Consider the following 13,182-nt stretch of genomic DNA (forward strand, 5'->3'; position numbering starts at 1 on the left):
CGGGCCGGGCACGCCGGTACCCCTCGGTGCGGGCGGATCATCGCGGCCCGGGCCAGGTCACGGCGGTGGCGGCCGTGGCGACGGCGACCGCCGCGAGCCGCCGGTGGTCGACGGTGTGCGGGGTGTCGGTCGGCAGGTGGTAGTGGGGGTTACGGAAGTTCGCCGTATCGGTGACCATCAGGGCCGGAATGCCGAGGTTCCAGAAGGCCGCGTGGTCGCTGCGGTCCAGGTGGGTCAGCGGGGGCACCACGAGTCCCGCGAGCGCGCCCAGTGGGCCCTCGGGACGCGGGTCGCACACCGTGACGCAGGACAGCCCGGGCCGTGTGGCCCGCGCCGCCGCACGCCAGAGATCGGCCGCCTCCCGCGTCGAGCGCCGGTGCACCACGAGGGCGAAGTCGCCGCGCAGCCCGGCCGAGCGGACCTCGCCGGCCACGCGGGGAAAGGCCCGCTCGAAGCCGGCCGGCATCTGCTGACTCCCGGGCGCCGTCGTGAAGTAGCCGACCGACTCCAAGCAGATCATGCCCGCGACGCTCCGGTTGCGTCGCAGCCACCGGGCCGCGACCCGGGAGCCGATCAAGCCCGGTTCCTCCATGTCGAAGACCATGAGGGTGACAGCGGACGACTCGGGCAGCCCGCCCAGGAGCCGCGCGACCTCCAGCAGCGCGGCCACCCCCGAGGCGTTGTCATCGGCCCCCGGACTGCCGTCGACGGTGTCCAGGTGGGCCCCCACGACCACGGTGGGGCGGCGCACGCCCCCGGGTGGTTCGGCCAGCAGATTCGCGCCGGCCAGTCGCGGATGCAGCCGGAACTCGAGCGGTAGCGCACGGTGACCGCCGCGGTCGGTGGAGCCCAGCCGCCACCGCACGTCGAACGGCCGGCGCGAGGTCCGCCAGCCCGCCGCGGCCAGTGCGGCCGTCACATGGGCCTCGGCCCGCAGCATGGCCTCGGGGGCGCGGGTCCGGCTGCGCGGGCGGTCGGCGAGGAACTCGACGTCCCGTCGCAGGCGCTGCGGGTCGGCACGCCGGGTCAGCTCGCGCACGAGCTCGGGTCCATGGGCCTGGGGCACGCCGTCACCGCCTCCCGCTCCCGGCTTCCCTGTCCCGGGTTCCCCCCTTCCCGCCGATGTCTCCTCACCGATGTCTCCCCCCGGTGGTCACGCAGGCGGATGCGGCGCCACGGACCTACGGTGGTGGGGGAGGCCGCCGGCACCGAAGCGCCGCGCCGCTGAGCAGGCCGAGGAGGTCGCTGCGATGGAGGATTACTTCGTCTGGACGACGACCCGTCGTATCAAGCCGGGCACCCTGGAGGAGTTCGAACGGGCCTGGCGGCCGGGTGCACACCCGGACGGCATGAGCCGTGCGTTCGCGTACTGGTCCGAGGACGGACTGGAGGTCACCGGAGTGTCGTTCTGGGACTCCAGGGAAGCGTGCGACAGCTGGCGGCAGTCCGACGCGGAAATGCGGCGGCGCGAGGCCATGGCCCCGTTCGTCGTCGAGGAGCGGGAGGCCTTCCTCCGCGGCGGCGAGCTGAGCATCCCGGAACGGTAGGAGCCGTTCCTCGCGTGGCGTCACGGCAACCCTCGCGTCTCGTCGCGCTACGGCACGGCGGGTTCCCCGCGTCGGGTCGCATCGCGTCGCGTGGCGTTACGGCAACCGCGTTCCCCGCGTCGCGTTACGGCAGCCGCCAGTCGATGGGCTGCGAGCCCTGCCGGACCAGGAGCTCGTTCGTCCGGCTGAACGGCCGCGAGCCGAAGAAGCCCCGGTCGGCGGACATGGGGGACGGGTGGGCCGACTCGATGGCGGGGAGGTCACCGAGCAGCGGACGGAGGTTGCGGGCGTCGCGCCCCCACAGCACGGACACCAAGGGCTTGCCCCGTGCCACCAGGGCCTTGATCGCCTGCTCGGTCACTTCCTCCCACCCCTTGCCGCGGTGCGCGGCCGGCCGGCGCGGCGCGGTGGTGAGCGCCCTGTTGAGCAGCAGCACCCCCTGCTCCGTCCAGGGAGTCAGGTCCCCGTTGGACGGCCGGGGCAGCCCCAGGTCGGAGTTCAGCTCCCGGAAGATGTTCTCCAGGCTGCCGGGCAGCGGACGCACGTCGGGCGCCACGGAGAAGCTCAGCCCCACCGCATGTCCCGGCGTCGGGTACGGGTCCTGTCCGACGATCAGGACCCGCACCTCGTGGAACGGCTGCTGGAACGCCCGCAGCACATGCGGTCCGGCCGGCAGGTAGGTGCGCCCGGCGGCGATCTCCGTACGGAGGAAGTCGCCCATCCCGGCGATGCGTTCGGCCACCGGGGCCAGGGCGTCCGCCCACCCCGGCTCGACGATTTCTTTCAACGGTCGTGCTGCCACGGGATGTCACCCTACCGGCCCATCGGGAGCCCGCCGAACGCCCGTGGGACGCGCCCCTCGTCCGCCCACCGGCGACATGATCCCGGCCGCTAGGCTGCCGCCGTCGTCACTCCCCTTCCCCTGGAGGCCGGTATGAGGTCGCGCGGGCGTTCCCGAGCGGGTGTGCGGCCCGGAAGTGCCGTATGAGCACCGGAGCGTGGGTGCTCGGTGTCGACTCCGGCGGGTCCGGGCTGCGGGTCGCACTCGCGACGACCGCGGCCGGGGGCGGCGTACGGGTCGTCGACAGCGTGGCGTTCGGGGATCCGGTGCGTACCGGGGCGGGCGGGATCGACGCGGGGCATCTGCTGGAGCGGCTCGTCCCCGCCGCCGAAGAGCTGCTCGGGCGGGCCGGTGCCGGCGGGCTCGCGGCGGTGGCGGTCGGGGCGGCCGGGATGGCGACGCTCGGCGACGACCTGCGCACCACGCTGCCGGGGGCGCTGCGCCGTTCGCTGAGGGTGGGCCGGCTGGCGCTGGCCGCCGACGCCGTCACCGCGTACGCCGGGGCGCTCGGGCAACGGCCCGGGGCGGTGGTCGCGGCGGGCACCGGTCTGATCGCGCTGGGCACGGACCTGTCCGGCTGGCGCCGCGCGGACGGCTGGGGGCACCTCCTGGGGGACTGCGGCAGCGGAGCGTGGATCGGCCGCGCGGGGCTGGAGGCGGCCCTGCGGGCCCATGACGGGCGGCGCGGCGGTTCGGCGGCCCTGCTGGCGCGCGTCGAGGCGGTGTTCGGGCCTCCGGAGACACTGCCGGGGCGGCTCTACCCGCGCGCCGACCGGCCGGCGGTGCTCGCCTCGTTCGCCCCCGAGGTGGCCCGGTGCGGTACGGAGGGCGACCCGGTGTCGGCGGGCATCCTGGCGCGGGCGGCCGGGCACATCGCGGAGGCGGCGGCCGCCGTCTGTCCCCCGGGTGGGGGCCGGGAAGTGGCGCTGACCGGCGGCCTGTTCACGATGGGCGACCCGCTCCTCGTACCGCTGCGGGCCGAGTTGGCGGAGCACCTGCCGCACGCCCGTACGACAGCCGCCGCCGGAGACCCGGTCGACGGCGCGCTCGTCGTCGCGGCGGCCCTCGCCACGGACACGCTCCGGCTGCCTCGTGAGCCGGGCATGCTGGAGACAACCACCCCGCAGCAGACTGATCGGACATAGCCGGACAGAGGACGCCTGACCGCCCCCTACCCAAGCGTCGGAGCAGGTAAAGCCAGTAGCATGCGGCGCCATGAGCTCCCCCACTGGGCCCGCTTCCGGCCTGCCTGTACGAATGCCGCGACCCCGACAGTCCGGGCGGCACCGTCGCCCTGAACCCGTGGCGGCCCCCGAGGGCGCGCCCGCGCTCGTTCTCGCCGTTCCCGGCGCCCCTTCCGCCGCTGTGCGCAGCCTGGCCGAAGAGGTCGTGAGCATCGCTCGTTCCGAGCTGCCCGGCCTGGAGGCCGCGATCGGCTTCCTGGACGGCGACGAGTCCGAGTACCCCACGCTGTCGGCCGTCCTGGAGCGGGCCGCCGCACTGCGTGTCGAGCGGTACGAGCTGGCCAGGGCCGCCGGACGCGAGGTCGCCGAGCCCCAGGGCCCGGCCGCCGTGGTCGTGCCGCTCCTGGCCGGGCCGAACAGCGCCCTGACGGACCGGATACGGCAGGCCGTCGCGGACAGCGGCGCGGCCGCCGAACTGACCGACGTCCTGGGCCCCCACCCGCTGCTCGCGGAGGCGCTGCACGTGCGGCTGTCGGAGGCGGGGCTGGCCCGTGCGGACCGGGCGCGGCTGTTCACGGTCGCCACGGCGGCCGACGGCATCGTGCTGGCGACGGTCGGCGGCGAGGAGGCCGTGCAGGCGGCCGGGATCACCGGCATGCTGCTGGCCGCGCGCCTCGCCGTGCCGGTGATGGCGGCCGCGCTGGACCAGGAGGGTTCGGTGGCGGCGGTCGCCGAGCAGCTCCGCGGCTCGGGCTCGATGCAGCTCGCGCTGGCGCCGTACCTCATCGGGCCGGAGCTGCCCGAGGGTCTGCTGGACCACGCCGTGAAGGCGGCGGACTGCCCGGTGGCCGAGGCGCTGGGCGCCTACCCGGCGGTCGGCAAGCTGGTGCTGTCGCAGTACACGACGGCGCTGGGCATCGCGCCGCAGCCGCAGGGGGCTCCTGTCCGCTGACGCGACGCGAGGAGACGTGACGCGAGGAGACGTGAAGCAGGGCCCGCACCGGATTCGTCCGGCGCGGGCCCTTCCGCGTAGGTCCTGATCCGTCCGAGGCGATTCGGCGGGGCGTTCGGGGGGGCGTTCGGGGGTCGTTCCGCGGGCCCTTCCGGGGCCGTTCCCGGTAGGCCTGACAGGCCCCGTGCGCCGCCCGCCCCTCCAGTGGGGCCTCAGCCGAAGGCCACGCAGCTCGCCGCCGGGGCCTCGATGGCGCCCGACCGGCTCGGCACACCCGTCACCGGGTCGATGTCGAACCAGGTGACGTCACCGGAACGCTCGTTGGCCACGTACAGGCGCCGCCCCTCCGGGTCCAGGGTGAGGGCTCGGGGCCAGTGCCCGCCGCACGGGACGGCCGTCACCGCCCGGAGCCGTTCGCGGGTCTCGTCGAGGGCCAGGACCGCGATGGTGTCGTCACCGCGCACCGCCACCCACAGGAACCGCCCGTCGGGGGCGGCGGCGATGCCGGAGGGGTGGTTCACGCTCTCCGCCGCCGGGACGGCCGTCTCGCCGACGGGCGCGAGAGTGCCCGCGCCCGGGTCCCATCGGCAGACGGTGAGCAGGGGGGCCAGTTCGGCCAGGACGTAGACGTGGCTGCCCGAGGGGTGGAAGACCAGGTGGCGGGGGCCGCTGCCCGGGCTCAGTGCCGTCTCGCGGTGCGGCGCCGGCTCGCCCGTCGCGGGGTCGAGGGCGAGGACGCGTACGGAGTCGGTGCCGAGGTCCACGCTCAGCGCCCAGCGGCCGCCCGGGGCCGGGACCACCTGGTGGGCGTGCGGCCCGGCCTGCCGGTCATGAAGCGGGCCGTTGCCGTGGTGCCGCAGCACGCTCGAGGCGGGTCCCGGGAGGCCGCCGGGGCCCAGCGGCAGGGCGCTCACGCTGCCGGAACCGTAGTTGGCGGTGAGCACGTGCCGCTGGACGAGCGCGAGATGTGTCGGGTGCGTGCCGCGTACCGGCGCCGGTTCGCCGAGCAGCCGGGGCGCGGGGCCCGTGACGTCGAAGACGGCGACCGCGCCCTCCTCGGTCTCGCTGACCGCGTACAGCACGTCGCCCCCGGGTGCGGGCACCAGGAAGGAGGGGTCCGCGACCTCGTCGGAGGCGCCCGTCACCGTCATCGCGCCCGTACGCCGGTCCACGGCGGCCGCGACGACCCCGGCTCCCCCCGCCGAGGTGAACGACCCGATGTATGCCCGCCGCCCGCCCCGCTGTGATGCGTCCGCCACCGCGCTGCCCTCCCCGCCCGCCGACCTCGATGCGCCCCCGACGCTAGCAGGTCTAGACCAAATGGTCGCGGGGTTCGGCGTTACGCGCCGATGAGCGGCTCCCGAGGGGAGGTGCGCAGCGGGGTGGCGAGCTCGGTGAGCGCGCGTTCCAGGCTGTGGAGGTGCGCCAACGCCGGTTCGGTCAAGGCGGCCGAGGCGTGGGGCGAGGCGTCGGCGGGAGCGGTGCGGGCCTCCCTGGCCCTCTCCGGGGTGGTGAGCGCTTCGACGGCCGTTTCCACGCGCCAGCACGCGGCGGCCAGGCGGGCGTCGTGGGACGCCTCCGGGTCCGCCGCGATGGAGGCCAGGCCGCGCACTTCGCGGGCGCACGCGTCGAGCAGGGCGAGGACCTGCCGGGCCCGGGCCTTGCGGGCGCGCAGCGGGCTCAGCGGGTGCACGAGCGGGGCCAGGGAGAGCCGTACCCGGCCGAGCAGGGATTCGAGTTCGGCGACGTGCGGGGAGGGGTCGGCGCCCGGAGTGCCGGACAGCCGCGCGGCGGCCTCGGCGGTGCAGACGTGCACGCAGCGCAGGGCGCGCTGGATCCAGGCGTCCGTCGTGGCATGGGTGGTGATGGGCAGCACGAAGAGCACCGCCAGCACCGCGCCGAGGGCCCCGACACCGGTCTCCATGGCCCGCAGCGCCAGCAGGGCCGGGTCCAGCACCCCCAGGAGCCCGTACAGCGCCCCGGCCATGAGCGTCACCGACAGCATCATCCAGGTGTAGGAGACGGCGGCCGTGTAGAAGATGCCGAACACGCAGACCGCGACCAGGACGGCCGTGGGGACGGCCGCGCCGCCCAGCGGGACGACGATCACGAGGCCGACGACGATGCCGATCAGCGTGCCGAGGACCCTGCGGAAGCCGCGCACCAGCGTCTCGCCGCGCGAGGCCGTGTTGACGAAGATCCACCAGGTGGCTCCGACGGCCCAGTACCAGCGCTCCCCGGAGAGCATCTGGCCGATCACCAGCGCCACCGCGCCGCCGACGGTCGCCTGGACCGCCTGACGCGTGGTGGTACGGGCGAGTCCCCGCCCCTCGGCCGGTACCTGGGGGGCGGGCGGAGGCAGGCGGCGCTCGTAGCACCACAGACCGAAGCGGACCGCCGACGAGGAGAGGAGCGACAGGGCGACGGCCGCGTACAGCTCGGGAAGCTGCCCGGGCAGGGTGTGGAGGAACTGCGTCACGAAGAACGTCATGAACGCGAAGACGCCGAGGGAGTGGCCGCGCGGCCCCCAGCGGCGGGCGTAGACGCCGGCTCCCATGACGGCGAGGAAGGCGGCGTCCCGCGCGACGGGGTGGTCGTGCAGGACGGCGGCGAGAGCGAGCACCGGGAACCCGACCAGGGGCAGCAGGGCGGTGGTGACCGCCTGTCCCCGGACCGTGGTGTCCGTGACGGTGAAGAGCGCGAGGAGCGCGGCGAGCCCTCCGGTGATGGCCGCCGCGAGGGAGTGTCCGGCGAGCCCGCACGCGGCCACCGCCACGCTGATGCCGAGGACGGCCCGGGTGGCGCTGCGCAGGCGCAGCCGCCCCGGATCCGGAGCCACGAACATCCTCTTCAGCACAGTTTCCCGCCCCTTTCACTCGTTTCGGACGCTTTCGACGTTCCGGCATGAAAAAGGCGCCGCGGGATCCGCAGCGCCATCGACGCCCCCATGACACCACTTTCCAGCCCGATGGCTCAACTCAACCCATCCAGACTGGGCCATTGGCCCTGCCCGGCGCGGGTCTATGCTGCCTGGGACGGGCCATTGGGCCAGCTCAAGGTGGGGCACGGCCCAGGACGAAGAACAGAGGGAAACAAGCCGACCGCCAGAACCCGTGTCAGGGGAGCGCACATGCCGACCACGACGAAACCCGGCCCGGCCCCGAGCCCGGCCCCGGACCCCTCGTCCCCACCGGACGGGAGCCATGGATCCGCCGGTGGCCCCGTCCCCTTCGCGCTACGGCACCGGCGTCTCGTATCCGTCCTCGCCCTGCTGCTGATGATCCTTTCCGTGGCGGCGGGACGCGATGTGGCCGGTCGGCTGTCCTCGGGGGGCGTCGTGCCGCCCAAGGCGGAGTCGATGCGCGCGGAGGAGATCCTCCGCGGCGACCTCCGGGCCGGCAGGCCGGAGCTGGTACTCCTGGCCCGTACGGACACGCCCGCCGGCCGGGGGGTGGACGACCCCGCCGCCGTGGCTGCCGGCCGGGCGGTGGAGCGGCGGCTGGCAGCCGACCCCGGGGTCGAACGCGTCCAGTCCTACTGGACCGCGGGGCCCGCGGCGCCGACGTTGCGCGGGCGGGACGGGCGGAGCGCGCTGGTCCTGGCGTGGCTGCGCGGGGGTGACCGCGAGCGCGGCAGAACCGCCGAGCGGGTGGTGCCGGGAGTGACGGGCCGGTTCGGTCCGCTGGGGGTGACGGCCGGCGGCGAGGCGGCGACGCGGGTGGAGGTGGCCCGTCAGGCGTCCCGTGACGCCCGCGTGAGCGAGCTGGTCGCCCTGCCGGTCACCGTGACCCTCCTTCTGCTGGTGTTCGGCTCGCTGGTGGCCGCGGCGCTGCCCGTCCTGGTCGGGGTCTTCGCCGCGCTCGGCACCACGGCCCTGCTGCGAAGGCTCACCGATGTCACCGAGATCTCGGTGTACGCGCTCAACATCGGGACCGCGCTGGCCTTCGCCCTGGCGATCGACTACAGCCTTTTCCTGGTCACCCGCTACCGCGAGGAGCGTACGAAGGGCGCGGGGACCGCCGGGGCCCTGCAGACGGCGCTGCGCACCGCCGGCCGGGCGGTGGCGTTCTCGGCCGGCACCGTCGCGTGCAGCATGGCCGCCCTGCTCGTCTTCCCGCACCCGCTGCTGCGCTCCCTCGGCTACGCGGGGGTGGCCGTCACCGTCATGGCCGCCGTGGGGAGCCTGGTCGTGCTGCCGGCCGTGCTCGCCCTGCTGGGCGACCGGCTCGACCGTCTGGACGTGTTCACCCGCTGGCGCCGCCGCCCGGTGGCCGGCCGTGCGGCGACCCGGGGTCGCTGGGGGCGGGTCGCTCTGGCGGTGATGCGGCGGCCGCTGCTCACGGGGATCCCGGTCACGTGCCTGCTGGTGCTGCTGGCCCTTCCGTTCGCCGACGTGCGCTTCTCGATGTCCGACGACCGGGTGCTGCCCGCGAGCACGGCGGCCGGGGGCGTCGGCGCGGCGCTGCGGGACGATTTTCCCCACTCGCCGGTCGGGGCGACCACCATCGCGCTGCCGGGCCTCGACGCCCGGTCCCAGGCGGCGCAGTTGGACCGTTACGCGCGCCTGGTCTCCGCCGTGGACGGCGTGGCACGGGTGGACACGGCCACCGGCGCCTACCACGAGGGGCGCCTCGTCGCCCGCCCCTCGCCGTCGGCCGCCCGCTTCATGACGCCGCCCGGCACCACCGGGGACGGCACGTCACCCCGGCCCGCGGCGCCCGGCACCACCGGGGACGGCACGTCACCGCGACCCGCGGCGCCCGGGGTCGCGCCGCGGGGCGTGTACCTGTCGGTGACCACGGTCGGCGAGCCCGGTGATCCGGCGAACGCCGACCGGGTCGAGGCCATCAGGGACGTACCTGCGCCGGTGCGCGCCTGGGTGGGCGGTTTCGGCGCCAAGGTCGCCGATGTGCGGGGCGCGGTGGGCGACCGGCTCCCCCTCGCCCTGACCCTGGTGGGCGCGTCCATGGTCGCCCTCGTCCTGGGCCTGACCCGGAGGCCCGTCCTGGCCGTCAAGGCCCTCGTCCTCAACACGCTGAGCCTGTGCGCGACCTTCGGCGCGCTGGTGTTCGTCTTCCAGCAGGGACATCTGCGGTGGCTCGTGGGCGACTTCGTCACCACGGGCTCCCTCGACGTGCAGATCCCGGTGGTGGCCTTCTGCGTCGCCTTCGGCCTGTCCATGGACTACGAGTGCATGCTGCTGTCCCGCATCGTGGAGGAGCGCCGGGCGGGCGCGGACACGGTGACGGCGGTCGCCCGCGGGCTGGACCGTACGGCACGCCTCTTCACCTGGTCGGCCACTATTCTGGCGGTGGTGATGGTGGCGCTGGCGACCTCGGGCCTGGTGATCCTGAAGGCCGTGGGCGTGGGGCTCGCCCTGGCCGCCGTCCTCGACGCGACCGTCGTCCGGGGCCTGCTCGTGCCCGCCGTGATGAAACTGGCCGGGCCCGCCAACTGGTGGTCGCCGGCGTGGCTGCGCGGCAAGGGGGACGAGGCTGAGCCATTGGTACGGTGATCCCAGGAAGTGCCGTACCAAAAGGGGGTCGAGGCACCATGGCCGTGGACGAGCTGGACACCCGCATCCTCCGGCTGCTGATCGAGCAGCCGCGCACCAGCGTGCGCGAGTACGCGCGGATCCTCGGTATCGCGCGCGGCACCCTGCAGGCGCGGCTGGACCGGCTGGAGCGGGACGGGGTGATCACCGGTACGGGACCGTCCCTCTCCCCCGCCGCGCTCGGGCATCCGGTGCTGGCGTTCGTGCACATCGAGGTCACCCAGGGGCACTTGGACGAGGTGGGCGACGCGCTCGCCGCCATCCCCGAGATCGTCGAGGCGTTCTCGATCACCGGCGGCGGGGATCTCCTCACCCGGGTCGTGGCGCGGGACAACGGACACCTGGAGGACGTCATCCAGCGGCTGATCCAGCTGCCGGGCGTGGTGCGTACGCGTACGGAGATGGCCCTGCGGGAGCGGGTGCCGCACCGGCTGCTGCCCCTGGTGGAGGCGGTGGGCCGGGCCTCCGCCGGGCAGCGGTGAGCCCGCCCTTGGCATGCTGGGCGTCATGAGCACCTCTCGCGCCGCGGTCATCTTCGATCTCGACGGTACGCTGGTCGACAGTGAGCCGAACTACTACGAGGCGGGGCGACGGCTCCTGGAGCGTTACGGCGTCACGGACTTCGGATGGGAGCGCCACACCGACTTCATCGGCATCGGGACCCGCGAGACGCTGGAGATCCTCAAGGAGGAGTACGGGATCGACGCCCCGATCGAGGAGTTGCTGGCCGGGAAGAACCGGCACTACCTGGAGCTGGCGCGCGCCGCGACCGAGGTGTTCCCGCAGATGCGGGCGTTCGTCGAGCGCCTGCACCGCGCGGGGGTGCCGATGGCCGTGGCGTCCGGTTCCTCACGGGCGGCGATCGAGGCGGTCCTCGGCGGGACGGGCCTGGACGCGTACATCGCGACGACGGTCTCGGCCGAGGAGGTCGAACGCGGCAAGCCCGCGCCCGACGTGTTCCTGGAGGCGGCACGCCGGCTCGGGGTGGAGCCGGCGCACTGCGTCGTACTGGAGGACGCCCCGCCCGGCGCGGCGGCGGCCGAGGCGGCCGGGATGCGGTGCATCGCGGTGCCGTACGTGCCGGGAACGGTCGACGACCCCGCGTTCGCGGGCGCGGGCCTGCTGGTGCGCGGCGGCCAGGCGGAGTTCACGGCCGGGGCGGCGTACGCCTTCGTGATGGCGGGAGGGCGTGGCCCGAGCCGTTGACCGCCGGACCGGGCCCCGGGCCCTGGGGCCCCGCCTGCGCCCGCCGCCACCGGCCCCGCCCGGCCCGGCCCTACGCTGCGCCTCCACCGGCCCGGCCCGGCCTGCCCCCACCGGGGCCCGAAAACCCTTTGCCCGCGTCGGCGGCACACGACAGGCTTCGGGCCATGTCTGAAACCCGAACGGGCGGCTCGCGCGACGTGTCCGCCCTCTTCTCCCATGGGCGGCTGACCGCCATTCCGCGCAGACCGGCCCGGCGGGAGCAGTTGCTGGTCCACCTCACAGAGACCCTGTTCGAGCGGGACCGGTCCTATACGGAGCCCGAGGTCAACGAGGCGCTGCGCACCGTGCACGAGGACTGTGCCGCGCTGCGCCGCTACCTGGTGGTCGGAGGGATGCTCACCCGCACGCGGGACGGCGCCGGCTACCGGCGGGTGGGATAGCCGTCAGAACCGGGCGTGCGCGGTGATGTCCGCGCCGAACTGTTCGATCATCGCCGGCGTCACCGTCGGCCGGCACTGCGCGATGGCCTCCAGGTAGTCGTCGGTGCTCGCCCCGGGCGTCCGCACCTGGTCCTGGTCGCCCAGGTCCCGCTCGAACGCGGTCTGGGCGGCGATCCGGGCGGCGTGCTCGATGTCCGCCGGGGTGAACAGGTCGCTGGCGGCCACCAGGACGGACACGTCCACGTCGGACCGGCCGTCGGTGTACCGGGACCAGATCGCGGCGCGCGCCGCCTTGTCCGGCGTACCGATCGGGATGAGGTAGTCGAACCGGCCGGGGCGCAGGAACGCCGGGTCGAGCGAGCGGATGGAGTTGGTGGCACACACCAGCAGGCGTTCGTCGCCCTCGCGGAACCGGGGTATCAGCTTGAGCAGTTCGTTGGTGACCCCGTGCATTCCGCCGGGCTGCGCGGGCTCGGTGCGTACGGGGGCGATCTCCTCCACCTCGTCGATGAAGACGAGCACCCGCTCCAGCTCCGAGATGCGGGCGAACGCGCTGCGCAGCGCCGCCGCCAGGTTCCCCTCGTCGGCCAGCCGGGACGGCAGCAGTTCGACGAAGGGCCAGCCGAGCCGGGAGGCGATGCCGCGGGCGAAGGTGGTCTTTCCGGTGCCGGGCGGCCCGAACAGGGTGATGGCGCGCGGGGGCCGCACACCGTGCCGGGCGGCCCGTTCGGGCTGGGCGAGCGGCAGGACCACACGCCGCTCGATCAGGTCCTTCTCCGCCTCCATGCCGGCGACCTTGGCCCACAGGTCACCCGGCAGGAAGCTGCCGCCGAGGTCCTCCAGGAGGTTGGCGGCGGGCCCGTGCAGCGGCTCCACCTTCTCGAAGTACGCGACCGCGGGCTGCCGGGTGTAACCGGCGTTGAGCAGGCCCTCGCCCACGAGTTCCTCCTCGGGCAGGACGTAGGCGATCCGCCCCACCCGGGCGGCGACGAGGCGCCGCTCCAGCTCGACCAGCAGCGCGCTCGCCAGCCCCCTGCCGCGCCAGGCCGGCAAGATGGCGATACGCATCACCCAGGCGCGCTCCCCGGCCACGCACGCGAGTGCCGCCCCGATGGGCGCGCCCTGGTGGACGGCGACGACCGCCGGCTGTCGGGACGTCAGCGCGCCGATGCACTCGGCGAGTGAGAACACGGACTCCTGCCCGAGCTCGGCCGTGGTGTCGATCAAGTGGACGACGGCCGCGAGATCGCTTTCGCGGTAGTCGTGGATCAGCCAGTTCACCGGTACCACCCCTCGTTGTGCTGTTCCGGCGAGGCTAGGGGCCTCGGCGTGCCCGGTCCTGTGCCGCCGTGCACAAGGGAGCGGCGCCGACTACGACGTTGTGGACGTGGACGGCGACCGGGACGTGGATGACGACGAGGACGTCGGGACCGTGCACGGGCACGGGACGTGGATGAG

At 74.7% G+C, this 13,182-nt stretch carries 13 protein-coding genes; 7 read left to right on the forward strand and 6 right to left on the reverse strand.

What is annotated here, in order from left to right:
* Positions 1–37: 37 nt before the first annotated feature.
* Entirely contained in the window at positions 38–1,039 is a 1,002-nt protein-coding gene (locus tag ACZ6C1_RS32135; protein ID WP_469245802.1) for a M28 family peptidase, read from the reverse strand.
* Positions 1,040–1,250: 211 nt separating this feature from the next.
* On the opposite strand from ACZ6C1_RS32135, the gene ACZ6C1_RS32140 reads away from it, so the two are divergent.
* Positions 1,251–1,547: a hypothetical protein gene (locus ACZ6C1_RS32140; RefSeq protein ID WP_469245804.1), complete on the forward strand. Its 297-nt coding sequence runs from the start codon at positions 1,251–1,253 to the stop codon at positions 1,545–1,547.
* Between the two features lie 124 nt (positions 1,548–1,671).
* On the opposite strand, the gene ACZ6C1_RS32145 is transcribed toward ACZ6C1_RS32140, so the two are convergent.
* Positions 1,672–2,349, reverse strand: coding sequence for a uracil-DNA glycosylase (locus tag ACZ6C1_RS32145; protein ID WP_469245806.1), 678 nt, complete (start codon positions 2,347–2,349; stop codon positions 1,672–1,674).
* Positions 2,350–2,531: 182 nt separating this feature from the next.
* Here ACZ6C1_RS32145 and ACZ6C1_RS32150 point away from each other — a divergent pair, with 182 nt between their 5' ends.
* On the forward strand, positions 2,532–3,533 hold the full coding sequence (locus tag ACZ6C1_RS32150) for an N-acetylglucosamine kinase (RefSeq protein ID WP_469245808.1): 1,002 nt from the start codon (positions 2,532–2,534) through the stop codon (positions 3,531–3,533).
* Positions 3,534–3,603: 70 nt separating this feature from the next.
* Positions 3,604–4,524 (forward strand): sirohydrochlorin chelatase, encoded by a 921-nt coding sequence (locus ACZ6C1_RS32155; RefSeq protein WP_469245810.1) that lies wholly within the window; start codon positions 3,604–3,606, stop codon positions 4,522–4,524.
* A 212-nt stretch (positions 4,525–4,736) separates the two neighbouring features.
* Here the strand turns inward: ACZ6C1_RS32155 and ACZ6C1_RS32160 are convergent, their stop codons facing one another.
* Together ACZ6C1_RS32160 and ACZ6C1_RS32165 are read right to left on the reverse strand one after the other, a co-directional pair.
* On the reverse strand, positions 4,737–5,783 hold the full coding sequence (locus ACZ6C1_RS32160; protein WP_469245812.1) for a lactonase family protein: 1,047 nt from the start codon (positions 5,781–5,783) through the stop codon (positions 4,737–4,739).
* A gap of 80 nt (positions 5,784–5,863) precedes the next feature.
* Positions 5,864–7,381 carry an FUSC family protein gene (locus ACZ6C1_RS32165; RefSeq protein WP_469245814.1) on the reverse strand — a complete coding sequence of 506 codons (1,518 nt, stop codon included), beginning with the start codon at positions 7,379–7,381 and terminating at the stop codon, positions 5,864–5,866.
* 273 nt (positions 7,382–7,654) lie between these two features.
* Between ACZ6C1_RS32165 and ACZ6C1_RS32170 the strand changes: the two genes are divergently transcribed.
* From ACZ6C1_RS32170 to ACZ6C1_RS32185, 4 genes are all read left to right on the forward strand, one after another.
* Complete coding sequence (locus tag ACZ6C1_RS32170) at positions 7,655–10,039, forward strand: MMPL family transporter (RefSeq protein ID WP_469245816.1); 2,385 nt, start codon at positions 7,655–7,657, stop codon at positions 10,037–10,039.
* A gap of 38 nt (positions 10,040–10,077) precedes the next feature.
* Complete coding sequence (locus ACZ6C1_RS32175; protein ID WP_469245817.1) at positions 10,078–10,560, forward strand: Lrp/AsnC family transcriptional regulator; 483 nt, start codon at positions 10,078–10,080, stop codon at positions 10,558–10,560.
* A 25-nt stretch (positions 10,561–10,585) separates the two neighbouring features.
* A complete protein-coding gene (locus ACZ6C1_RS32180) occupies positions 10,586–11,284 on the forward strand; it encodes an HAD family hydrolase (RefSeq protein ID WP_469245819.1) in 699 nt (232 codons plus the stop codon).
* A 164-nt stretch (positions 11,285–11,448) separates the two neighbouring features.
* The gene (locus tag ACZ6C1_RS32185; RefSeq protein WP_469245820.1) at positions 11,449–11,724 is read left to right on the forward strand and encodes a DUF2087 domain-containing protein; all 276 of its coding nucleotides are present in this window, start codon (positions 11,449–11,451) and stop codon (positions 11,722–11,724) included.
* Positions 11,725–11,727: 3 nt separating this feature from the next.
* Here the strand turns inward: ACZ6C1_RS32185 and ACZ6C1_RS32190 are convergent, their stop codons facing one another.
* Together ACZ6C1_RS32190 and ACZ6C1_RS32195 are read right to left on the reverse strand one after the other, a co-directional pair.
* Entirely contained in the window at positions 11,728–13,005 is a 1,278-nt protein-coding gene (locus ACZ6C1_RS32190) for a GNAT family N-acetyltransferase (protein WP_469245822.1), read from the reverse strand.
* A gap of 34 nt (positions 13,006–13,039) precedes the next feature.
* Positions 13,040–13,168 carry a hypothetical protein gene (locus ACZ6C1_RS32195; RefSeq protein WP_469245824.1) on the reverse strand — a complete coding sequence of 43 codons (129 nt, stop codon included), beginning with the start codon at positions 13,166–13,168 and terminating at the stop codon, positions 13,040–13,042.
* Positions 13,169–13,182 lie beyond the last annotated feature (14 nt).

The sequence above is a fragment of the Streptomyces sp. NPDC041796 genome (assembly GCF_055590785.1).

Excerpts from the sequence above, each read along its gene's own strand:
- ACZ6C1_RS32140 (WP_469245804.1), top strand. The coding sequence starts at position 1,251 with ATGGAGGATTACTTCGTCTGGACGACGACCCGTCGTATCAAGCCGGGC.
- ACZ6C1_RS32150 (WP_469245808.1), top strand. The coding sequence starts at position 2,532 with ATGAGCACCGGAGCGTGGGTGCTCGGTGTCGACTCCGGCGGGTCCGGG.
- ACZ6C1_RS32155 (WP_469245810.1), top strand. The coding sequence starts at position 3,604 with ATGAGCTCCCCCACTGGGCCCGCTTCCGGCCTGCCTGTACGAATGCCG.
- ACZ6C1_RS32170 (WP_469245816.1), top strand. The coding sequence starts at position 7,655 with ATGCCGACCACGACGAAACCCGGCCCGGCCCCGAGCCCGGCCCCGGAC.
- ACZ6C1_RS32175 (WP_469245817.1), top strand. The coding sequence starts at position 10,078 with ATGGCCGTGGACGAGCTGGACACCCGCATCCTCCGGCTGCTGATCGAG.
- ACZ6C1_RS32180 (WP_469245819.1), top strand. The coding sequence starts at position 10,586 with ATGAGCACCTCTCGCGCCGCGGTCATCTTCGATCTCGACGGTACGCTG.
- ACZ6C1_RS32185 (WP_469245820.1), top strand. The coding sequence starts at position 11,449 with ATGTCTGAAACCCGAACGGGCGGCTCGCGCGACGTGTCCGCCCTCTTC.